18 protein-coding genes are annotated in these 24314 nt (G+C 44.1%); 16 read left to right on the plus strand and 2 right to left on the minus strand.

Annotated features, from left to right (window positions below; genetic code table 11):
* Positions 1-9 precede the first annotated feature (9 nt).
* The 16 genes from M1K58_RS08905 (at position 10) to M1K58_RS08985 (ending at position 20359) form a co-directional block, all read left to right on the plus strand.
* Positions 10-1668: a response regulator transcription factor gene (locus tag M1K58_RS08905; protein WP_256758421.1), complete on the plus strand. Its 1659-nt coding sequence runs from the start codon at positions 10-12 to the stop codon at positions 1666-1668.
* 105 nt (positions 1669-1773) lie between these two features.
* Positions 1774-3480: an extracellular solute-binding protein gene (locus M1K58_RS08910; protein WP_256758422.1), complete on the plus strand. Its 1707-nt coding sequence runs from the start codon at positions 1774-1776 to the stop codon at positions 3478-3480.
* Positions 3481-3569: 89 nt separating this feature from the next.
* A complete protein-coding gene (locus M1K58_RS08915) occupies positions 3570-4484 on the plus strand; it encodes an ABC transporter permease (RefSeq protein ID WP_256758423.1) in 915 nt (304 codons plus the stop codon).
* A 17-nt stretch (positions 4485-4501) separates the two neighbouring features.
* Complete coding sequence (locus tag M1K58_RS08920; protein ID WP_256758424.1) at positions 4502-5389, plus strand: carbohydrate ABC transporter permease; 888 nt, start codon at positions 4502-4504, stop codon at positions 5387-5389.
* Positions 5390-5713: 324 nt separating this feature from the next.
* Positions 5714-6403, plus strand: a complete 690-nt coding sequence (locus M1K58_RS08925; RefSeq protein WP_256758425.1) for a response regulator transcription factor — start codon at positions 5714-5716, stop codon at positions 6401-6403.
* Positions 6400-7659 (plus strand): HAMP domain-containing sensor histidine kinase, encoded by a 1260-nt coding sequence (locus M1K58_RS08930; RefSeq protein WP_256758426.1) that lies wholly within the window; start codon positions 6400-6402, stop codon positions 7657-7659. The genes M1K58_RS08925 and M1K58_RS08930 overlap by 4 nt, the downstream gene beginning before the upstream one ends.
* A 136-nt stretch (positions 7660-7795) precedes the next feature.
* Positions 7796-8557: an ABC transporter ATP-binding protein gene (locus M1K58_RS08935; RefSeq protein ID WP_256758427.1), complete on the plus strand. Its 762-nt coding sequence runs from the start codon at positions 7796-7798 to the stop codon at positions 8555-8557.
* 1 nt (position 8558) lies between these two features.
* A complete protein-coding gene (locus tag M1K58_RS08940; protein ID WP_256758428.1) occupies positions 8559-10904 on the plus strand; it encodes an ABC transporter permease in 2346 nt (781 codons plus the stop codon).
* A 268-nt stretch (positions 10905-11172) separates the two neighbouring features.
* A complete protein-coding gene (locus M1K58_RS08945; RefSeq protein WP_256758429.1) occupies positions 11173-12123 on the plus strand; it encodes an NEAT domain-containing protein in 951 nt (316 codons plus the stop codon).
* Positions 12124-12147: 24 nt separating this feature from the next.
* On the plus strand, positions 12148-13869 hold the full coding sequence (locus tag M1K58_RS08950) for an S-layer homology domain-containing protein (RefSeq protein WP_256758430.1): 1722 nt from the start codon (positions 12148-12150) through the stop codon (positions 13867-13869).
* Positions 13870-13963: 94 nt separating this feature from the next.
* Positions 13964-14863, plus strand: coding sequence for a heme ABC transporter substrate-binding protein IsdE (gene isdE / locus M1K58_RS08955; RefSeq protein ID WP_256758432.1), 900 nt, complete (start codon positions 13964-13966; stop codon positions 14861-14863).
* Between the two features lie 11 nt (positions 14864-14874).
* Entirely contained in the window at positions 14875-15852 is a 978-nt protein-coding gene (locus M1K58_RS08960; RefSeq protein ID WP_256758434.1) for a FecCD family ABC transporter permease, read from the plus strand.
* Positions 15842-16624 (plus strand): ABC transporter ATP-binding protein, encoded by a 783-nt coding sequence (locus tag M1K58_RS08965; protein WP_256758435.1) that lies wholly within the window; start codon positions 15842-15844, stop codon positions 16622-16624. Before M1K58_RS08960 ends, M1K58_RS08965 begins: the two co-directional genes overlap by 11 nt.
* Positions 16625-17136: 512 nt before the next feature.
* The gene (locus M1K58_RS08975; RefSeq protein WP_256758436.1) at positions 17137-18672 is read left to right on the plus strand and encodes a sodium:solute symporter family transporter; all 1536 of its coding nucleotides are present in this window, start codon (positions 17137-17139) and stop codon (positions 18670-18672) included.
* A 5-nt stretch (positions 18673-18677) separates the two neighbouring features.
* On the plus strand, positions 18678-18992 hold the full coding sequence (locus M1K58_RS08980; RefSeq protein ID WP_256758437.1) for a hypothetical protein: 315 nt from the start codon (positions 18678-18680) through the stop codon (positions 18990-18992).
* 38 nt (positions 18993-19030) lie between these two features.
* Entirely contained in the window at positions 19031-20359 is a 1329-nt protein-coding gene (locus M1K58_RS08985; protein ID WP_256758438.1) for an LLM class flavin-dependent oxidoreductase, read from the plus strand.
* 96 nt (positions 20360-20455) lie between these two features.
* Here M1K58_RS08985 and M1K58_RS08990 read toward each other — a convergent pair whose 3' ends face one another.
* Together M1K58_RS08990 and M1K58_RS08995 are read right to left on the minus strand one after the other, a co-directional pair.
* Entirely contained in the window at positions 20456-21226 is a 771-nt protein-coding gene (locus M1K58_RS08990) for a response regulator (RefSeq protein WP_256758733.1), read from the minus strand.
* Positions 21198-24161 carry a histidine kinase gene (locus M1K58_RS08995; RefSeq protein ID WP_256758439.1) on the minus strand — a complete coding sequence of 988 codons (2964 nt, stop codon included), beginning with the start codon at positions 24159-24161 and terminating at the stop codon, positions 21198-21200. Before M1K58_RS08995 ends, M1K58_RS08990 begins: the two co-directional genes overlap by 29 nt.
* Between the last annotated feature and the right edge of the window lie 153 nt (positions 24162-24314).

Here is a 24314-nt window from a genome sequence, read left to right on the forward strand (position 1 = left end):
AGGAGTGAGATGATGTATAAACTGTTGATCGTGGACGACGAGCAGATGATCGTGGATTGGCTTTATCGGCTTTTTAGTGGTCTGACGCAACATGATCTGGATATATACAAAGCTTACACGGGAGAGCAAGCCATGAGTTGGCTGAACAGGACAAAGATCGATATCGTACTGACGGACATCAATATGCCCGAGATGAACGGAATACAGCTCCTTGATAACATAAAGAGCAGGTGGCCGGACTGCAAAGTCATATTTTTGACCGGATACAACCAATTCGATTATGTATATGCGGCAATAAAACATGACGGAGTAAGTTATTTGTTGAAAACGGAAGACGACTCCGAAATCATAAAGACGGTAGAAAAAGCCATCAGCGAAATAGAGAATAGTTATAGAAACAAAGAGCTGCTTAGCAGGGTGAGACTTCAAGTAAGCAAGGCGCTGCCGCTGCTTCAAAAGGAATATCTAACTACGTTGCTCCGGGGGGAAAAGTCCGTACTTCCGGTTACGCAGCAGCAACTGGATGAAATGGAGATCTCTCTTAACGCCGAGCTCCCTGTAATTATGCTGCTAGGAACAACGGACAATCTATCCAAGAAGCTGGCTCTAGCCGAGAAGACCCGACTGATCTATACCGCAAAGAACATAGTGGAAGAGTATTTATTTGAGAACATCTATTCCGCATACCTATTTTACGAAGAGTCGTACTCCGTATGGTTAATTCAGCCTGCCGATCCTGAGGTCACTTGGGAAAGGTCCAGACTATTCATTAAGGAAATGCTGGAAACGGCACAGAAAACTTGCATGGAATCCCTTCAGGTAAGTATGTCTTTCGCGATTGCTAAGGATTTAAGTCGTTGGGATTCGCTTTCCGAAAAGTACTACGGTCTAAAACAGCTGCTTAACTACCGTATCGGTTCTAAAAGCGGCATTATCCTTTCTGAGAATGAATCTGATTCTATTGCACAAGATCAATCTCAAATTACAAGCCGGTATGAAGGGAATATTCACGCGCATCTGAATAAGATCAGTAAGCTGGAGAACTGTTTGGAGCGAGGCCAGAAGCAGGATTACTTCGATAACTATTCAGAGATCGGGGATTTTCTGACCAAGATTCATAGCATGCATCACATTCCTGCGTTGGAAATCTATTTTTCATTGTCATTAAAGTTGTTGTCTTACATTAACCGGAGGGGACTTGTTGCAGAGCAGGTATTCCATTCAAGCATAAGCAAGCTTACCCGGATAGATGAATTCGATTGCTGGGCGGATGCCGTTGACTATTTGCATGGGATTGCAAGCGATATCTTTAAGCTACAGGAACGCGATCTAGAAAAGCGGGAAGAGGATATCATCATGCTTGTGCAGCAATATATTTTTGAACATTTATCGGAGGACATATCCCTGGTCAGGCTAGGTGAGCTTACCTATTTCAACCCTTCGTACCTATCGCGGTTGTTTAAACAGATAACCGGCACTAATATTTCAGACCATATTCAGCTCGCTCGGATAAATAAGGCAAAGGAGCTTCTAGGAGGGACGGGAATGAAAATACATGAGGTCGCCTTATCGATCGGCTTTGATTCTCCCGCTTACTTTGCTAAGTTTTTCAAAAAATCCATTGGGATGACACCGCAGGAGTATCGCGATTCTAGAATCATGAAGTAAACGGAAAGCTCAATAGTAAAGAATGTCATATATTAAACGCTTTCATTCACTGATTATAATAAATTCAGAGGCCTCGCTCAAACACATAAAAAACGGAGGGTTTATATGAAACACCAAAGAATCGCAAAGCTCATTACTCTTGTGCTTGTGGCTTCTATGATATTAGTATTGGCAGCTTGCAGTTCTTCGAAAAATACGCAACAAGAAACAACATCCTCACAAGCCAGCGACTCGGTATCCTCGGAAGCATCGGCAAATCCCGAAATATCCGATCCTATGGCCAAGTATGATCCCCCAATTACAATTACAAGCGTAAGGCCAGATCTTGGCACAAACTATAAATATGATGCAGATGAAACGATCGACAACAACGTCTGGACTAAAGCGTATCAAGATAATCTGGGAATAAATATCAAATTTAATTGGGTTGTTCCAGTCGAACAATATCCGCAAAAATTTGGTGTTGCCATTGCATCAAATGATTTGCCCGATGTATTTGATGTCAATATGAAGGACTTCAAGCTGTTGATTGACAATGATGCAATTGCCGATTTAACGAGCGTATATGAGCAATATGCCTCACCGTTAACCAAAAGCGTTATTGAAGCTGATGGTGGCTTGGTGCTTGGAACAGCCAAATTCAACGGAAAGCTGATGGCTATTCCGGAGACTCAATCGATGTTGGACAATATCGAAATGATCTGGATCCGCCAAGATTGGCTCAAAAAGTTAAATTTGCCGATGCCCAAGACAATGGATGAATTGGTAAAGACCGCGGAAGCGTTTGTCTCGCAGGATCCTGATGGAAACGGAAAAGCTGATACGCTAGGCATTGCAATCAATAAGGAGGCTATTAGCGGCGCATTAACAGGTTGGGCTGATATTGCTCCGATATTCTATGCCTATCATGCGTATCCAGGGGGATGGATCAAGGATGCTTCAGGCAATCTGGTCTTTGGCACCATACAGCCCGAAGTAAAGACCGCACTGGCCGCTTTACAAGACATGTACAGTAAAAAGCTGATTGATCGTGAATTTGGTGTTAAAGACGGTACAAAAGTGGCAGAGTCCACGACTGCAGGCAAAATTGGAATCGTGTTCGGAGCGATGTGGAATTCCCTTTGGCCGCTGAATTCAAGTAAAGAAAATGAGAAAGACCCTGGTGACTGGATCGCGATTCCGTTGGTTTCTTCAGATGATAAGCCGGTACTGTCCTTGGTCTCGTCTCCTGCTACGAATTATCATGTAGTAAACAAAAATTTCGAGCATCCTGAAGCACTTATTAAAATGATAAACGAATGGGTAGAGAATACAATGGGACCTAATGCTGATAAGAACAAATATGGTACTACGCCTCAAGGTAAGGAAGTATTCAAGATGTCCATGTTCCGTATATGGGGACCTAAGCAGAATCTTGAAATTTACCAGACGGTTCTAGCGGCATTGCAAAGCAAGGATCCTTCACAGCTGAACGCCTCCGACAAAACTACCTATGACAAAGTTATTGCTTATCAAGGTGGAGATATCAAGAACTGGGGTACTGCAGCAATATTTGGACCGGGTGGATCACAATCCATATTAGAGCAAGTAGATAAAAATAATCAATGGATCTTTAATGAGTACTATGGCGCTCCTACTCAGACCCAGATAGACAAGGGAGCTACTCTTAGCAAAATACAAAACGAAGTATTCCTTAAGATTATCATGGGCAAAGAGTCCATTGATGAATTCGATAAATTCGTAGAACAATGGAAAAAGCTAGGTGGAGATCAGCTTACAAAAGAAGTCAACGACTGGTATAAATCCAAGTAGCAATAATCGGTTGTAAAGAGGAAAAAGGAAGTTGGCAGAACCAACTTCCTTCTTCCGGAAATTGAAATGCAATACAACGGAGGAATAGCATGGAGGTCCTAAGCTCGAAGGGGAAAAAATGGATAAGAGAAATGCCGTTACACCTGATGATGGTACCTGGGATCCTATTACTGCTGATATTCAGCTATGGACCTATGGTCGGAATTGTAATGGCATTCCAAAGATTCAATGCTACTAAAGGATTTTTCAGATCAGAATGGATAGGACTTGATAATTTTGAGTTCATTTTACAAATACCTGATGTACGTCAAGTGTTCTGGAATACGATCTTTATAGCCTTCATGAAGATTATTGCAAGTTTGATTGTTCCTGTCGGATTAGCGCTTCTGTTAAATGAATTACGAGCAAAGTATATTAAAAGAAGCATTCAAACGATCATATACCTGCCGTACTTTTTATCCTGGGTACTCCTTGCAGGTATTTTAATTGACATCTTATCTCCCTCTAGTGGTATCGTAAATCAACTTTTAGGGATATTTGGAGTCGAACCTATATTTTTTCTAGGGAATGAAAAGATATTTCCGTATTTGCTTGTCGTTACACATGTATGGAAGGAAGCTGGATTTGGAACAATCATCTATCTGGCCGCATTGACGGGAATAAATCCAACACTATATGAGGCGGCTGTAGTAGATGGAGCAAACCGATGGAGGCAAATCTGGCATATCACCTTGCCTGGGTTGACCCCTATCGTAATTCTTATGACTGTATTGAGTCTTGGCGGTATATTGAATGCAGGGTTTGATCAGGTTTTCAATTTATACAACCCGCTCGTATACAGTACCGGAGATATCATAGATACGATGGTTTACAGAATGGGTTTGATCGATAACCAATACAGCATTGCAACAGCTGTCGGCTTATTCAAATCGGTTGTTTCCGTTATTCTCATTATGGTTTCGTACAAACTGGCAGATAAATATGCAGGATATAAAGTTTTATGATCCTTTGGAGGAAAGATATGAAGGTTAAAACTTCAATTGGAAGATTCGTATTTCCTATTTTCAATTATACGTTTCTTATTGCTTTCGCCCTGCTATGCCTATTGCCTTTAATCCACGTACTGGCAATTTCATTCAGCAGCGGTACCGCAGCTGCAACAGGTCAAGTCACCTTACGGCCTATTAACTTCACATTTAAAGCCTATGAGTTTGTTGCCAATAAACCGGAATTCATCCGATCCATGATTATTTCTTTTGAAAGAGTATTAATTGGCGTGCCTCTCGATATGCTTCTAATTATATTGATTGCTTATCCACTTTCTAAAGACGGAAGAATGCTATCATTCCGTAGGGGCTATGTTATCTTTTTTATGATTACGATCCTCTTTGGAGGCGGATTAATTCCTTGGTATATGGTAATCAAAATGACGGGGTTGATCGATTCCATTTTCGCGCTGATTTTACCCGGTGCTGTTTCTGTATTTAGTGTAATCATTTTGCTTAATTTCTTTAGGAATTTGCCCAAGGAAATCGAAGAGGCGGCCTTTATAGATGGTGCTAGCCATTGGTATACTTTATGGAAAATATACGTACCGCTTTCTATGCCTGCAATTGCGACTTTGATATTGTTTTCTTGTGTAGGCCACTGGAATAGCTGGTTTGACGGTATTATCCTGATGAACAGAACAGAACATTATCCATTGCAGAGTTATCTTCAAACTGTTGTGGTGCAGCAGGGTCTGATCAAGATGCTTACCATTCAGGACACGCAACTGCTCCTCGAAGTATCCGATAGGACCAACAAGGCAGCGCAGATCTTTATTGGGGCATTGCCGATCCTGCTGGTATACCCATTCCTGCAAAGATATTTCATGAGCGGGATCGTAATGGGGAGCGTTAAAGGGTGAAGAGTGAAGGATTATTATATCGTGGTGGCGAAGTTGAATCGTTATCCTGGTGATGCTGAAGAGCTTCATGCCGATGCTAAATTATTGTTACTACTCAGGTCTCCCGAATTTGGGGAGGCTTCTTTTTATAATGTTAGGGAGTAGACTTATGTTAAGTCGGAGGCCGAGCTGTAGCACAGTAAACTTAAACCATATTAATCGCAATCCGCGCACCTTTCCTCCGTTGAAGCCTTAATTCATGAATTAACATATCGAAATACTGAGTTCTCATGGTATCTTATGGAAGTGTCTAACTATCATTTTATAACCTAATGGAGAACACTTATGAACTATGATTGTTTAATTGTGGATGACGAGGCTGTCCTCGCGGAAACGACGAGTGAGTACTTTAATATGTTTGAGGTTAAATCTGCTTATGTGACTAGTGCGGAGGCGTGCGAACATTTTCTGCGGGAAAACGAGACCTCTCTGATTCTACTGGACATCAATCTCGGGCAAACCTCGGGCTTTGACCTGTGCAAGAAGCTTCGACTAACGACGCAGATTCCGATTCTGTTTATTAGTGCGCGATCTAGCGATGACGACATCCTGATTGCCCTTAACATAGGTGGAGACGATTATATACAGAAGCCTTACACGCTCAGCGTATTGCTTGCCAAGGTTAAAGCCGTGCTCAAGAGATACGGGGGTGGAAATAGCCAGCCGACTGAAATACTGGAGTTCGGCGAGGTCAAGATCGACAGCATGCTTTGTCGTGTCCGCGTAAATGGGGTGGAGATCAAGCTCAAAACCTTAGAATTCAAGCTCCTCTCTTATTTGGCCAAAAACAAAAACAGAGTCATTACCAAGGAGGAGCTGTTTCACAATGTGTGGGGAGATTCCTTTACCGGAGATGGAACGCTCAATGTCCATATCCGTCATTTGCGTGAGAAGATTGAAGCCAATCCCAATGAACCGCAATATATCAAGACCATATGGGGAACGGGTTATGTTCTAGAGGATAGCAGCCTATGAGAGCCAAGTGGCTGTTCCTGACGATCGCTGCTATTTTTGCCGCAGGCGTTGTACTTTCTGCTCTCATCCTCAACACTAAGGAAGACAAAGGCGTGGATCTGGTTGCTATCAATGAAGTAGTCAAAACAATCGAAAGCCAATGGGGGCACATCGAGCAAGGGGATTACAGCGCCATCAAGCAGCCTTTTACTGTAATCGATAACAGTGGTAATGTCCTCTACCAAACGGCAGAGGGGCTTTCCACCACGATCAATGATGCGATCAGAGACAGAAATGCGATCGTCGACGTTACCATTAACGGTAGTATCCAAGGCAAGCTCATTATTCACAATGAGGAAAAAGAATTGGTGCAGCATATGAAGGAGCAGCTTGTAATCGTCATCCTGCTGACTTTTACCGTGTTAACGGTGCTGTGCGCCTTGTATGTTGTATTTATTAATCATGCTGTATTTAAACCCTTCAAGAAGCTGCAAGGCTTTGCGGTTAATGTGGCGAGAGGGAACCTAGACATTCCACTAATCATGGATAAAAATAACCTGTTCGGAGCGTTTACTGAAAGCTTCGATATTATGCGTGAAGAGCTAGCGGCTGCACGGCAGAGTGAATATATGGCTAATCGAAGTAAGAAAGAGCTTGTTGCTAGCTTAAGTCATGATATTAAGACACCAGTGGCCTCTATTAAAGCAGTGAGTGAATTGATGCTGATGCGGGCAACCGATGACAAAGTGATCAAGCAGTTAAACACGATCTATTCGAAGGCAGAGCAGATTAACCTGCTGGTCACCGATATGTTCCATGCAACTTTAGAGGAGCTACAGCAGTTAAAGGTAACCGTTACGGAGGAATCCAGTGCTGTCATTCATGGAATGGTTAGCAACGTGAATTACGATGATCATATTAGCTGCGACCCGATTCCGGAATGCATTATTTTAACGGATGTGACACGCCTGCAGCAGGTATTGGATAATGTTCTGAGTAACTCCTACAAGTATGCGGGCACGCCAGTCACGATTACTTCCACAATCAACCGTACACATCTGGAGCTGTGCATCAAGGATTATGGCCAAGGAATCAACGAGGATGAATTGCCGCTTCTGTTCAACAAATTTTATCGGGGGAATAACGCAGAGGGGAAGAGCGGCTCGGGGCTTGGCTTGTATATCTCCCACTATCTCATGCACAGCATGCAGGGGGATATTGAATGTCAGAACTGGGATAACGGATTTACCGTGACTCTGCGAATCAAGCTGGCCTGAACGAATTAAGAAACGGTTAAGGATTGAACAAAGTTTAGCTAAGAATTGCTCCTGTATGATAAGACTGTAATCTACTTTGCAGTCTTATTTGTCTAGAGTCGATGATAGCTAATTCAAATAGAAGGATGGTTAATCCATGTCTAACGTGATCTTAAGAACAGAGAAGCTATGCAAAACATTTTCCAGTGGCGGCGTTCAGCAGCATGTGTTGAAAAATCTAGATATCAGCCTGATCGAGGGCGACTTTACGGTTATTATGGGTAGCTCGGGTTCGGGGAAATCCACTCTGCTCTATGCACTGAGCGGAATGGATAAGCCGACACTAGGGGAGATCAACTTTGAGAAGCAAAATCTCTCTAAGCTGAATAACGATAAGCTTGCGATCTTCAGAAGAAATAATTGCGGGTTCGTGTTCCAACAGGTGTATTTACTAGACAACATGAGTGTGCTGGACAATGCGCTGGCGAGCGGCTTACTGGTAAATAAGAATAAGCGGGCTATTGTGGCCAAAGCCAAACAGCTGCTCGCCCAAGTGGGATTAAACGAAGCCTCATGGGGGAAATTCCCCTCCCAGCTCTCCGGTGGCGAAGCACAGCGGGCAGGTATCGTGCGTGCGCTGATCAACAGTCCGAAAATCGTTTTTGCAGATGAGCCTACCGGTGCACTTAATTCCGCTGCAAGCGATAGCGTGCTAGACGTTATGACTGAGGTCAACCAGAATGGACAGAGCATTGTGATGGTCACTCATGATATTAAGACAGCATTAAGAGGGAATAGAATCCTTTATCTGCGTGATGGCGTGATCTGTGGTGATCTTAAGCTCGATGCCTTCCATGTGCAGCACAACCATGCCCGACATGAGAAGCTCAAAGCCTTCTTAGCCGAGATGGGGTGGTAGGATGAAGATCGTTAATCTTGCCATAGCCAATATTAGAAAAGGCAAAAGCGCAACCTTCTCTCTGTTTATCTTGATTTTCATTGCGGCGCTATTGCTTAACATAGGAATGACGGTGAATACCAAGGTGGGGACCTTCTATGATGAGAAGGTTAAAGAGCTAAACGATGCACATGTACTTATGATGATGAACACCGCAGAATTCAAGCAGCCCTATGAAGAATTCCTCAAGAGCTATCCTGGCGTGCAAGAGATCGAGAAGGAAAATATTATTCTCATGAACACAGCTAAGTTTCGTTATGGGGATAGCGATATGAATGTTGGCGCCGCTCTGTTTAATGCAGATGACGAGCGAAAATTCTCTCCTCTGAAGCTGATTGAGAAGCTAGATTCTATTCAGGACGATGACATTTATATGTCTAACAGCTTTAAATCAACCGGTGGCTACAAGCTGGGTGATCCCTTCACCCTAATCTATCAGGACAAATCCTATAGCTATCGGATCGCTGGATTCTTCGAGGCGACTATGCTAGGAACGAACAGTATGGGCATCATGAAATTCTTACTTCCGGATGCTGCATATCGTCAAATGAGCACTGGGCTTGGAGAGACAGCAAGCGGAACGATCCTGTCCGCGAGCCTTATGGATTCCACACAATCGACTAAGCTGGTTAATGATTACAATAAGAAATTTCCGCATCCAAGTACGGACATGATCTCGCAATTATTTTGGGACATGGATATCGAGACGGTGAAAAATGCAAATACAATGACGATAAATATCGTATCCATGATACTGGTCGCTTTCGCGGCAGTCATTGTACTGGTCTCCTTAATTGTCATCAAGTTCCGTGTGACGAACAGTATTGATGATGGAATCGTTAATATCGGGGTTCTTAAAGCGGTAGGCTATACGAGCAGGCAGATTCTTGCCTCGATTACTTTGCAGTTCATGCTCATTACGCTATCCGGAGGAATTGTTGGCGTAGCGGTTTCTTATGCGGTTCTTCCCGTCTTTGGCGGAATTATAACTTCCTTATCCGGATTGCTGTGGACACAGAGCTTCGATGCAGTCATTAATGCTGCTAGTATTCTCATTGTTGCTGTATTGGTCATGACCGTGACTCTGCTTTCTGCTATACGCATAAGGAAGCTTCACCCTGTGACAGCGCTGCGGAATGGGATTATGACGCACAGCTTTAAGAAGAACCATTTTCCTCTGGATAGAGCCAAGGGTGGGCTGCAGTTCGTACTTGCTTGCAAAACCATGATTATGAATAGTAAACAGAACCTGATGATTGCTTTTATTATTGCCGCGATTACTTTCGCATCGGTGTTCTCCATTGTGCTGTACTATAATGTCGCGACAGATAAGAAGGCGTTCTTCGACCTTGTTGGTGTGGAGACGTCGAATATCATCGTTCAGGCTAAGTCCGCAGAGGATAGTCCTAAGCTACTTACAGCTATCAAACAAATGGATGGTGTAGCGAAGACGGCTATCCTAGACACGATTCCAATGCTGCTTGATGGTCAAACCATCTATATGAGTCTCACGGACGATTATAGTATGCTGAATAACCAGATGGTCTATGAAGGTCGAAACCCACAATTCGATAATGAAATTGCTGTATCCTGGGGGACGGCGAAGCTAATTGAGAAAAGGATCGGCGATTCCGTAACGATAGAAGTGGGTGAGGCATCACAGTCGTATTTGATTACGGGAATAAGCCAGTCTATCAGTAATATGGGGCAGGCCGCCTATTTAACTCTTCCAGGTGTACAGCACGTCATTCCCGACTATACAGGCATTATGATCAATGTTTATTTGAAGGGGATAGCTAATAAGGACTTTATCCAAAACCTCAATGATAGTTACAAGAATCTGACTGCGGATATCATTGATGTTGATGAGACTTTAGAAAGTCAAAGTAGTATCTATATCTCCGCTGTGTTTTCTGTCATGGTCATGATTATTATCATAACGGTGCTCGTCGTCATTCTGATCCTGTATTTGGTTATCAAAACCATGATCCTCAAGCGTAAGAAAGAATTCGGGATACTGAAAGCGACAGGCTATACCACGCTTCAATTGATGTCTCAGATTGCGCTAAGCTTTGTCCCGATTGTCATCGCAGGGACCATTATCGGCGGTGTGCTCGGTTATCTATACACCAATTCCATGCTCACTTTACTACTCTCTGGGGCAGGCATTCATAACGTGCAGTTCAATGTGAAGATTTCTCTTGTCATCATGCTTTGCGTTGGGATTATTATTCTGGCCTATCTAGTATCCATGCTAGTCTCTCGCCGGATTAAGCACATTTCGGCTTATGGGTTGATTACGGAGTAGGTGGGTTGTATATTCAGGGCATGGCGGAGAAATACCTAGTTTAGGGGAGCTAAACGATTCCTCACATTAGCGCTCGGTATCGACGAAAGGCTTCTACTATTTGGCGCATGCCTTAAGTAGAAGCCTTTTAGTTGCGCTTGCTCGTATAATCAACTTCTTACAAATCTATGAACTCGATTGACTCCTATACGTTTTATCAGGTATATTTTCAATAGTGTTAATTATTGAGAAACGTTCTCAACTAAGAGTTGGGAAATGGAGGTTGGACATGCTTTTTAAGGCTTCATCAAGAGTGAACATCGCCGGGACATTCCTTGTAATGATGATGGTCATACTGCTGCTTGTGCCACAGCCAGCGCATGCAGAGCAGGTGAATGGAGAATATACAATTGGGTTCAATATTATGCATGCGGATAAGAAGAATGCATCTATAGCGGAAGGCTATTGGAATCAGCCTGCGAAAGTTTTTATTAAGGATGGCAGTATAAGAGTACAGACGACTATAAACAAACATGCTTGGGTAACCCAATTTGCAATAAGCTACAACGGCAGTATGAGTGAGGTTAGGACGATATCCATTGATGAGGTTGCTAATGCAAGGATTACGGAGTTCCAAGCTTCCAATTTCACAGATTTGATAGAATCGAAAGTTAGTGTCAACATAGAAGAAATGGATTATGAGCACAGCTATACGATGTATTTCAAGTTTAAGCCCGATACCTTAACGCTAGTCAAAGCTGACAAGCCACAAGTGCCTGATGCTTCACAAAATCCAACACCAGCCCCTGCTCTAGAGGTTAAGCCTGCAGATCAGGCAAAGAAACCAAAGGAAATCCCAGCTTCAACACCTGCTCCAACAGAATCCGCGACTTCCGAACCAAGGGGTACGGAGCCAGCATTACAGGTGGATCAGTCCGATAAGGACATTACGGCTTCTGAAGCTAAGGAACAAACGGCTGAATCAGCAGGAAAGGCTGGATCCGATGAAGGATCAGGCAATGAGCCAAGCGATGCAGCCCAGCAGGAGAAGGATGCTTCAGAAACAAGCGTTATGGAAGAAACAGCAGATGCCTCTGCTGTCCCTACAGAAGAAACATTGGAGCAAGCGGAAGGCGGCAATGGTAGTCAGATTGCCATAGTCATCGCAATTATAATCGTGTTGATAGCCATAATCGCAGTTATCGTCAATAAAACACGTCATAATAAAAAAACGAATTAACAACAGAGAGGAAGATCATTCGATATGTATTCAAAACTAGTAAAAAGAGGTGCAGTGTTACTTACTGCAGCTATGCTTGTAGGTACAATTCCAGCTTATGCGGCAGCAGCAGAGGCTACTGCGGTTGTAACATCAGCAACCGATGTTGCACAGCCAGCCATCATTCACTATGTTAATTCTGAGGACCCGACTAAAGCCTCATCCGTCGCTACATTCTTAGCTAATCCGAAAGTCTACACGAAGGATGGCAAAAGTTACTTCCGTGTAGATATTCAGCAAGTGTACGACGTTACTCTGACGGTTGCGGGCAAGGAAGGCACCAAGGTCGCTGAATATCAGGCAACTGTTCAAGGTCGTAATGGAGCGCAAGAGGTTACTTACTTTACGTACGATTATGGAGTGGAGAGCCTCTCAGAGATCATCAAAGCGAATACAACATACATGGTTCCTGGCGTCTTCACAGAGCCGCAAGCTCATGACTTATACCTTGTTATTAACAATGATATCGATGGAGTAATCAAGCAATTAGGTACTGCAATTGTAGCAGCTGAATCTGCTGAGCCTAAGACAGAACCCTTAACAAAAGCTCTTGCGAGTGCAAAGAAAGTAAATAATCTGTTAGCCAAAAAGGCTGATATTGAAGCGGCATTAGCAGCTCTGACTAAGGTAGCGTCTGAAAGTCCGACAAACGCTCAGGTTTATTATGTTAATGATTCGGATCCAAGTAAAATTTCGTCCATGGCTGCTTACATAGCTAATCCAAAGACGTATGCGAAGGACGGCGTTAGCTATTTACGCATAGATGTCATGCAGAAATATGATGTGAAAGTTTCGGTTGAAGGCAAGGAAGGAACCAAGGTAGCAGAACATACAGCTACGGTTCAAGGTCGTCAAGGCTCTGAAGAAGTTACATTCTTCACATTCGATTATGCTGTAAAGGATTTAAACACTGCCTTTACTGCTAGCGCAAGCTATTTTGTTCCCGGCGTTTTCACTGAACCGCAGTCCCACTCCATTTCTGTTGTGGTAAATCATAACATTGATGCTGAGCTCGCTACTATTCAAGCGAAAATCACTTTGGCAGAAGCAGCGGTTGAGCAAACTGACGCTTTAAAGGCTACTGTTGAGAAGGCTAAGCAAGCCATTTCTTATTTGAACGCTAAATCAAATATCCAAAATGCGACTGATGCGCTAGTTGAAGCATTAAGTAAAGTGAATGTGTTTACGGATACTGAAAAACATTGGGCTAAACCCAATATCTCCCAAGCTTATGCGCAAGGAATCGTTAATGGTTATGTTAATGGAAGCTATGCTCCGGATCGAACCATGACTCGCGCTGAATTTACTAAGCTAGTAGTTACTGGCTTGAACCTCCCTGCAGCAAAGCAGGAATTAACCTTTGCTGACAAGGATCAAATTGCAGCTTGGGCTACAGACTCTGTTAAAAATGCGGTAGCAGCTGGCGTTATTACGGGCTATGGGGACAACACGTTCGCACCTGGCAAAAATATTAGCCGCGCTGAGCTGGCCGTTATGGTTGTTAAAGCATTGAAGTTAAGTGTGGACAAGGCGCCTAAGCTTACCTTTGAAGATGCAGCTGGAATTCCTGAATATGCGAAGCCATATGTTGCGATTGCGGTAGAAAAAGGCTTAGTGAATGGAGTCGGGAAAAACAAATTTGCTCCAGCCAAAGCGGCTACGCGTGCAGAAGCAACTGCAATTGTTCTTCGTGCGGCTAGCTTGTAAGGGATAGACTTAATTTAAGATATACTCATAAGAGGACCTCAATATGGGTTTATATATTGAGCGTCCTCCTATGTATTTGTAGGAGGAATTAAGTATGCCAACATGGAAATGGCCACAGTATCGGCTTTTACTATGTATCTTGGGATGCATAATGCTGATGACAGCATGTGGGGCTACGAAGCAATCAGAAGAGAGTCAAAGTAAGGGGAATAATAATGAGGTCGCAGCTCGTATCGTCTCTACAACGGTAGCGATCACGGAAATTTTGGATGCACTTGAATTGGATGCAGTAGGTATTCCAAGCACGAATAAAGAGCTGCCTAGCAGGTTTGATGGAGTGCCGGAGGTAGGAAATCCAATGAGCCCAGATATGGAGATCATACGTTCATTAATGCCGACACATGTACTTTCCGTTAGCACGTTAGAAGATGATTTGAAGGATGGCTTTGCCGCTGCCAAAATAGATGCTGGATTTCTAGATTTCACGAATTTGCAAAGCATGAAGCAGGAAATTCGCAGCCTTGGCGAACAATTTGATCGCAGCGAGCTGGCTGAGAAATTGATTGCTGATTATGATACCCAAATCGCCGAGCTTAAGCAGAGGGCAACGGGTGAAGCTCCGAAGGTTATGATTTTGATGGGAGTACCAGGTTCCTATTTGGTTGCTACGGATAACAGTTACATTGGCGATCTTGTTAAGCAACTAGGTGGCTTGAACATTGTTACGGATTCTGATGTCGAGTATATTTCAGCGAATACAGAATATTTGCATCAAGGGGATGCTGATATTATTTTGCGTGCTGCTCACGGTATGCCTGAAGAGGTTATTGAAATGTTCGATAAGGAATTCAGATCAAACGATATTTGGAAGCACTTTAAAGCCGTGCAGAATGATCGCGTTTATGATCTGCCCGAGGAGCTGTTCGGTACGACTGGCAACATGGCAGTTGGAGAGGCCTTAGAGCTTCTGGCTGACGTGTTATATCCGAACTAAAGGAGATCAAGATGAAGAAGTGGGTATCTTTTATTGTAGCCCTATGCCTGCTTATTGGTTTAGCTCTATATTCCATGTCAACGGGCAGTATACAAATAGGCTTTGGTGAGCTGGTTCACGGTTTAATAGTGGGCGATAATCCTCAAGTCGACGTTATTCGTGATTTAAGATTACCACGTATTTTTGTAGCCATGCTGAGTGGAGCAGCTTTAGCGGTATCAGGTGTGCTGCTTCAATCTGTGATGCGCAATCCTCTAGCGGATGCAGGTGTAATCGGTATTTCTGCTGGAGCCGGATTTGCTTCATTAATTGTTACAGCTGTATTCCCTGCATTATTTTTCTTTAATCCTCTCTTCTCCGTTATCGGCGGATTATTTGCATGTTTCCTAGTCTACTTATTTTCATGGAAGTCAGGCTTACAGCCGCTTCGTCTCCTATTGGTAGGGGTAGCGATTAACGCCATGTTTACAGGCTTTAACCAGGTTTTTAGCTCTTTCGGAAGCTCTAGTTCATCAGCCGGCCGCACTGCTATCTCAACTTTTAATATGCAAACATGGCAAAATGTAGATATTCTACTGATCTATGTCGGAATAGCGTTGATCCTATCGGTCTTCCTAGCAACATGGTGCAATATGCTTGCGCTACAAGATCGAACGGCAAGCAATCTGGGCCTGAATGTCATGCGCTCCCGAATTGTGATATCACTGATAGCTGTTATACTTGCCTCTGTAGCCACCGCTGTAGGGGGACTTATTGTTTTTGTCGGACTGCTTGTGCCACACATTGCCAGACAATTCGTGGGCTCCGATCATAGAATCTTAATTCCATTCAGCGCGGTTGGCGGCGCTGTGCTAATCTTGTTTGCAGATACGTTAGGGCGTACGATTATTGCTCCTATAGAGATTCCTGCTTCCGTTATCATGATGATCATCGGTGGCCCGTTTTTAATTTTCATGCTGTTAAAGGGGGATCGCGTTTATGGACGTTAACAAGCTGCAATTTCAATATCACAATAGCGGACCGATTATTCGCGATCTATCCACTTCCATTACAGCAGGAAAGATAACAACCATCATTGGACCTAATGGAAGCGGCAAGTCTACCTTGCTAAGTCTTCTTGCTAAGAATCTGCAGCCTACAGCCGGTCAAATTGTTCTGAGTGGCCGTGATTTACAGCAGTTTACTCATAAGGAACTGGCTAGACAATTGGCGGTTGTCCATCAACAGAATGAAGCTCCGATTGATTTAACTGTAGAAAAATTAGTTGAGTTTGGCCGTCTTCCTTATCGACATTTGTTCTCATCAGAGACCAAGGAGGATCATGAGGCAGTTGCTTGGGCGCTAGATTGTACCCAGCTTACTCCTTTAAGGAAGAGTAAGCTTGTTGAGCTTTCTGGTGGGCAAAGGCAGCGGGCCTGGATCGCGATGGCGCTAGCGCAGAAAACAAATCTATTGATCCTAGATGAGCCCACAACTTATTTGGATATCTATTATCAAATCGAGCTGCTAGAGCTTGTTCGCTCATTGAATGAGAGGCTTGGTCTTACGATTGTGATGGTGCTGCATGATGTCAATCAGGCTGTACGTTATAGTGATGAAATAAAGGTCATGAAGCAAGGACAAGTATGGGCTGAGGGCGAGCCTAAGAAAATTATAAGCAGTGAGTTAATGCAGCTTGTTTATGATGTTCAAGCTGTCATACGCGAGGATGAGGAAGCTGGCTTTTATGTCGTACCTCTTGCTGCAAAGCTGGCGGATTGAAGGATGGGATTTCATTTTTCATTAGAAAGCCAATAGATAAAGGCGAATTCTCATTCGAAGTTGAATGGAAATTCGCCTTTATCTATTTAGATGCGTTTCAGGCGATTTGGCTTTACTGAATCGCGTTATTCTTAATACGAAAACTCCTATTCCAAATCCGTGTATACAGAAATGAGAACAACGGCTGTATCATCATCTATATTCTTGACCAGATGCGGCGTGCAGGCATTCCAACTAAAGGAATCACCCTCCTTTAGCTCGACCGAGTTAATTGGAACATTTAATTGAAAAATTCAAATAGGAATTGACTCGGAAATATTAAAGGTGGTAGTATGACGAAAGCATAGTTATTTAATGGGAATACTATGTTTTAATATGGTGTCAACTGGACAACCAGAGACAAAGACGATCCTTAGGGGAGAGTCTTTTTTTTTGTTGCTGTAGGGACTATCTAATCTCTGCTGCTTCTCGAATTGTTGAGCACGATCATTCTACTGTGATGGAGGTAAACTATGCTGCAAACTAATAACATTGAACCCTATATCGGATATGTTCTGATGGTAGGGTTAGGCCTAATTATGCTTTTCATTGCATTAGCCGTCCGTAAATCTCTTGTTCGCAACACGCACGATTTCATTATTGCAGATCGAAAAATTGGTCTCGGGTTCGGTGTGGGATCGGTCATTGCGGTGTGGACATGGGCTATGGCCGTTATGATGTCATCAGGACAGGCGTATACATGGGGGCTGTCAGGACTATTCTGGTTTACTGTTCCTAATGGGATCGCAGTTATGGCGATGGTTCCTTTCGCAATTAAACTGAGGAAGGTGATTCCCAACGGCTATACAATTACGGGATTCATTCGTTCCCGATTTCAGAACCGACCAGCGCTTATTATTGCGATTATCGGGATGATTTTCGGTATTTTCCTTGAAATCATCATTAACCTGAAGGGGGCAGTGCTGCTCATTCAGACGATTTTTGGTATTAAAGAAATTGTGGTACTTGCGATTGTCATTTTCATCGTCACGGTATACTCGTATTTTGGAGGAATATGGACATCTGCTATCACAGCAACGATCAACACTTTGTTTATTACGGTGCCAGCTGCTGTCGTTACTTTGTATGTCCTATATAAGGTCGGTGGAGCAGGCTTTATTTTCGATACGATTAAGAAACAGGATCCGGAGTTGCTATCGATCTTCCGCCCGGAGGCTGCGGCTGGATTCGGTATTACTTTGGCGCTGGGCCTGCTTGCCTCCACTGTGGCCGATCAGACCTTCTGGCAGAAGGTATGGGCGATCAAACCCAAATACGTTAAGCGTACTTTCATATGGGCTGGAGCCTGGTTCTATCCGATTCCGATTGCAATCGGGCTGCTCGGCCTGGTGGCGCTTGGTATTGGTCTAAACTTGGATGATATAGGTGGAGATGCAGCAGCTGTCGGGCCTTACTTGATCTCTCACTTAGGATTACCGCTGATTATTATCATCCTATACGTGTTGTTAGTGTTGAACGCTTGTTATTCGACAATCGATGGTGCCTTCTCTGCACTGTCATCACTAGTGGCGGTCGATATTGTCAAGCCACTGTGGCCCAACCTCGCGGAGAAACGATTGTTTGCCGTCACCAAGCTAAGTATCATTGCTTGCGCTTTCGTGGCTGGGTTGATTGTAATGTCCGGTGTGAATTTCGTCAGTCTCGTATTGACGACGTATGCGATCAAAACTTCGCTGCTTATTCCATTGGTACTCGCCATATTCTGGAGACGCTTAACGAGCAAGGGATTTCTTTGGGGAATTGTACTAAGCATCGCGATCGGTTTGCCTATCCGGATCATCTATGATGAGCTGCTGGGAACGTTAGTTATTTTCGGAATTAGCGCCGTCGTCCCAATTGTATGGAGTTTGATCTCTAAGGAGAAACCGTTTGACTTTTCTGTTCTGAGAAATACGGAGCAGTTAAGTGTCGCTGAAGCAGATCAGACAGTACCGAGTATCGTTGCTTCGACTACTGTTTCGAACAAATCGATTAGAGGGGAAGCGTGATTAACATGGCATACGTAATCGTAGCTTCGATAATATCAGTCGTTGTAAGCCTCATCTACTTGGGGTATGTGTGGATATCCTTTCGGCAAGTGAAAAATAACAGGAAAACGGAACAATCAGATATAAGCTCTGAGTCTTCCGAGTGGGAGTCCGAATCGTGGTTCAGCTGGAAAGCATTTATTAGCATCATCCTATCGAGTGTAATCCTCTTCTTCTTGGGGAAGTCAGCACAATTTTGGAATTTCGTACCTTTCATCGCAATTGGAACGGCAATCGCGGTCATCTTCGCCCTTGCAATTGATATTCGGAAGAAGGCTTAAGATTAGATTGAGGATACCTAGAAGGGAAGTCATTATCAATGAGCATACAGCCGCACAAGAAGCACGCACACTTACTCGGATTTATTCAACATGGGGTTAATAGCCACGCGATTGGCATGTGGCGGCATCCCAAGGACAAAGTAAACTGGGATTGGAAGCTTCCAGAATACTGGCAGCATATGGCGCGCACGATGGAACGTGGCTTATTCGATGCCATGTTCATCGCCGACGAATTAGCGCCTTATAACACCTATCAAGGCAGTTCGGATGCATGTGTCAAATATGGGGTGCAGTGCCCGACGCATGAGCCGTCTACGATTGTGCCAATTATTACAACCGCAACCGAAAGGCTTGGCGTAGGCGTGACGCTGTCGACTGCATTCGAGCATCCGTATTCGATGGCGCGTCGGCTCTCTAGCTTAGACCACCTCTCCGCAGGTCGAATTGCTTGGAACATCGTCAGCTCATACTCCAAGAGTGAATGGGATGCGTATGGTCAAGAGATGACGATGCGTACGGATCGCTATGATCGCATGGAAGAATACGTGGATCTGTGCTGTCAGCTATGGGATTCCTGGGAGCCTGATGCCATCGTTGCAGATCAAGCCAGTGGAATATTTGCCGATCCAGACAAAGTAAAGGTGATAGATTACGACGGCAAATATTTTAAGAGTAAAGGCAGACATTTCTGCGCACCGTCCCCTCAGGGCCGCCCTGTGTTCTGGCAGGCGGGATCGTCTGAAAGAGGTCGGGACTTCGCGGCTCAATACTCCGAGGCGATATTCGCTGTTCACCCGAATGTAGAACGTATGAGGCAATATACCGACGATATTAACGTTCGTCTTGCGAAGTTTGGACGCCCGGAGAACTCCGTGGTCCGTATCTATGGCCTACAAACGGTCGTTGGATTGAGTCGCGGTGAGGCTGAGGAGAAATACGCACGTATCCAAGAAGGTATTCTTCCAGAAGCTGCCTTGGCTTGGATGTCTGGACACTTCGGATTGGACTTCTCGCAATACAGTCCAGACGAGTATGTTCAGAATATTGAGGTTCCCGGCATTCAGGGACTATTCGAATCTGTTATATACGCCAAGGGTGGTGCTCCGGTTACAGTACGTGAGGCTGCACTTCATTATGCACAAGGTATGGGTATGCCAATCGCTGTAGGAACACCTGCAGATATCGCGGATCAAATGGAGCATTACATGGACGAAGGTGGCGCAGATGGATTCATGCTGATTGCGACGAACACACCAGGCTGCTTCGAAGAGTTCGTTGATCTAGTCGTTCCAGAGCTACAGAGGAGAGGACGTTACCGTACATCCTATCCGGGTATTACCCTACGGGAGAATCTATTGAACGATTAATCCGTGGAATACAAATGGGGGGCTACCCCAAGTCATCTATTGATGATTTGGGATAGTCCCTATTACATTATCATTACCAAAAGAGGACATTGGGACTTAATCAATTGATTCAAAACCATAGGCCCATAGATATCCTTTCGATTCCAGCAGAAGCGCATCCGGCCTATCCTTGGGTTCTATGATGATACTGTTGTTGGTGTTCATGATGTAACCATCATTTATTCGATCGATTACGATTGGCACATCCAGCTCCATGAAAAGCTGCCGCATACGGTATATCGTATTATACAGATTTGAAAGCGCTCGTTTATCCTCTACATGAGTCCATATATCATCTATGATTCTCCACTTTAAGCACAATTTATTTTCATGCAGCAGAAAATAGTAGAATAGCTCCTCCGTTATGCGAGTAGGCCATTTTGCGAGATGCGCTCCTTTCTTAACGTATGCTTCTCCATACAGCTGGACATAGAGTTCATTCTTAATGGTTTGCTTCTGTTTCTGACCATAATATTTCTGAAGGCGTTCATCTAATTGCTTAACCGTATTGGGGGTCATCGGTTTCAAGATATAATCCAATGCTTGAACACGAAAGGCTTGCACTGCATATTGTTGGTGAGCTGTTGTGAAGATCACGGGCACGTCAATACCGTTCTCCACTAATTTCTGAGCTAGCTGAAGTCCCGTCATTCTCGGCATTTCAATGTCGAGAATGAGTGCATCCAAATCTAGCTTCGGTATTTCCTGCAGCGCTTCGAATGGCGATTCGAAGCAGCCTAAAATTTGAAAGGGGCCGTAAGCTTCTAATAATCTGGCATGCAGTCCCAGAATCGGTTTTTCATCCTCTACGATGATTACTCTCCACATCATTTCGTCCCTCCTTGATGGGAATCTTTAATTGAACGGTTGTTCCTTTGCCCGGCAGGGAGTTAATCTCCAGAGTGCCCTGGGTGAGATCATGCACGCGTCGACGAACATTCGTAAATCCGATGCCGACATTGGCAGTCGCTCCCGCCATTAATTGAGCACATTTTATTGCGGACATGCCTACACCATTATCGGAGATTCGTATGTTCAAGAAAGAATCGTGCGAGTTAATCGAAACCTGGACATGTCCAGGACCTTCTTTGTCGAATAGGCCATGGCGAATCGCATTCTCGACTAAAGGCTGTAAGAGCAAGCTAGGAATCAGAACGTTCTCAACAGCAATTAGCGGATCGATGTCATAGGCGAATGTAAGTCGTTCACCAAATCTAGCTTTCTCCACCTCTACATAGGCTTCAATAATTTCCAGTTCCTTCTGAAGGGAAGAAGATTGTCCATCCCGACTCGTCTCAAATATATAACGAAGGAAAGAACTGAGCATCGTCAGAAGATGAGCTGCACGCTCTCCATCCGTGTAACAAAAGGCAATAATGTTGCTGAGTGCGTTATATAAAAAATGCGGTTTGATCTGGATCTGCAGAAATGCCATTTCATACTCAATAGCTTTCAGCATAGACTGCTTCGTTTGTTCAGTGGCATTCAAGCGAGCCATCAATGTCTCTATCGAGAAAGGCTTTATTAAATAATCATTAGCGCCGGAAGCAAAGATCTTCTCAATATGTCTTGGATATTCGGAAGAAGTCATCATTAAGATCGGCAGATCCATTAAAGACGCTTGCATACGGATTTGCTGAAGCAATTCGAGACTATTCATGCTGCCTGGAATGATGTCATCAATGATCATCATCGCTGTTTCCGGGTGATTGCTATAGTAGTCAAGCGCCTCTTGAGCCGTATAAGCAATTCGTATCTTATAGGTATCGCTCAGCATGCCTCTCATGACTTCCGCGTGCATCACATCGTCATCAACAATTAGGAGTGTCCTTAGCTCTCGATCTTCTGTGAACATGGCAGATCGTATGTTGTACTCGTATTCTGTTGCGGCCACTGGCTCTTTGAGCTCGCTGAATACCAGCTTGAGCGTGAAGCGGATGCCGTTCCCTATACGTTCATACGTTATACTTCCATTCATTTGTTGGATGAGCGCCTCCGTCATCATGAGCCCTGAAGAATTCTGTCGATCCCTGATCGCTGTCGTTGGCTCGCGGGTTGACGTCACATAAAGAAGGGCATCCGTTCCAACTTGAATGGATTCGATGGTCAAGCTGTCTTCCGCTGTATCGTGAGATATTTCTGTCATCATGCGTATGAGCACCTGCGTCAGACGTTGCTCGTCCGCCCATACATAAAGCTGCTTCGAAATTTTTTCGTTTATATGGATCTTCTTCTTCGCGAAGGTAAGCTGCATCAGCTGGATGACATGGAGCATGACCATCCGGAGATTGGTAGATTTAAGCTGGATTGCGTAATCATCAAATCGAATGCGTGTAAAATCGTGCAGATCTCTCAGTAAATAAACCATGTTTCCAATGAGTTGCTCAGCCAAGTATAATTGCTCGCCTTGCTTCTCGTGATCGCGTTCGCGGGTAATCGACTTGATCAAGTGGACGGTATCTTGTAGAGGTCTCTGTAAATCTAGCGTAGCGACTTTCAAGAAATCATCCTTCGCATCACTTGCCTTCTGCAATCGAACGGTCAGTTGTTCCGATTCCTCAGCTCGATTCATGAGACGTATGCCGAGAAACACATTCATCGTCATAATAACCCCGATTAATCCGATTCTGTTCATACTGTTGCGGCCGGAGAAGAATAAGCTGTCCGACGAACTGCTTAGAGCGAAGATGGTTAGAAACAAAAGAACCGACAAGAGAATGATGGCTTCGTTTCTACGTATGGTAACTTTATTTTTAACCGTTAAATAGAATAGTCGAACAATAATGACTAGGAATAATCCGTCGATGTAATAAAAGAACGGATACTGAACGAACGACAGGGTTCTGGCTGGGAGAATTGCATTTAGAAATGTATAGATCAGGACTGGAATAAATAGAAAAAACAGCGACTTTCGATTCATGAGGGTAGGGACCATTTTGACAATAAAGACAATAATCGAGATGGCCATCAAGAAGGTGCCGGTGTCTTGCAGACGAAAGTAGAGATCAAAAGGAATTGACGGAAATTCTCGTATCAATAGTCGCTCTCCGCGCAAAACAATGACGAATGCTAACAGCAGAAAGTGCAATCCGCTGTATAAGAAGGCTTCGTCCTTCGTTCGCAGCAAGTAGATGGTCATATGGAACATGCTGAACAGTAGCAAGCATAAGGCTGCTGTCCATTCCAGAGAAAGATCGCGATTCAATTCTTCCTTTATATGTTCGGCGTCGCCGATATCAATCGGCAGGACGATACCGCCTCTTGCGTTGTAGAAGTTGGATACGTGGACGGTAATAAGAAGTTGCCGGCTACCCGGTTTAAAATACACTTCATAGGTAGGATTATCCGGGACTGTCTCTTGTTTGGAAGTGGCCACTTTTCCTTTTTCGGAGATTATTGCTCCATCGACGTAGAGGGTATGAGCGGACCAAATATTTCGAACACGGAGTCCGATATCGGACCAGTGATCGGGTAGATACACGATGAGTTGATAGGAGCCCCATTGTACATCGGGGGTCCAAGGACCTGGTACCCGCACATTATTCGCTTTTTGTGAAAAGTTAGTTGGGGTGACAAAGGATTCGGCTGTGAATTTCCAATCGCCAGCTAACGATACAAACGGTGAATCAGCGAGCTCACGCAGGTCAAGCACGCCGTCTACGGCTTTTATTTTGACGGAGCCTGTACCCTGGTCGCTAAAAATTATATAGAGAGTGGCAATTAAGGCGCATACCGCACCCAGCCAGCCAATCCATTTCTTCATGTCTAGTCACACCCCTATAGCTACTATCTTACGTTAAAGAACTCTCAAAAAACTACCAATTGATAGCTGAGTTTGAGAGATTTTTGAGAGATGCCTCTGTTAAGTTGTAATCTACAACTTGAAAAGCTTGGGATAATAGAGGGAGTAAACTAA

Origin of the sequence: Cohnella sp. WQ 127256, from assembly GCF_024519285.1 — a bacterium.
Classification (GTDB): domain Bacteria; phylum Bacillota; class Bacilli; order Paenibacillales; family Paenibacillaceae; genus Cohnella.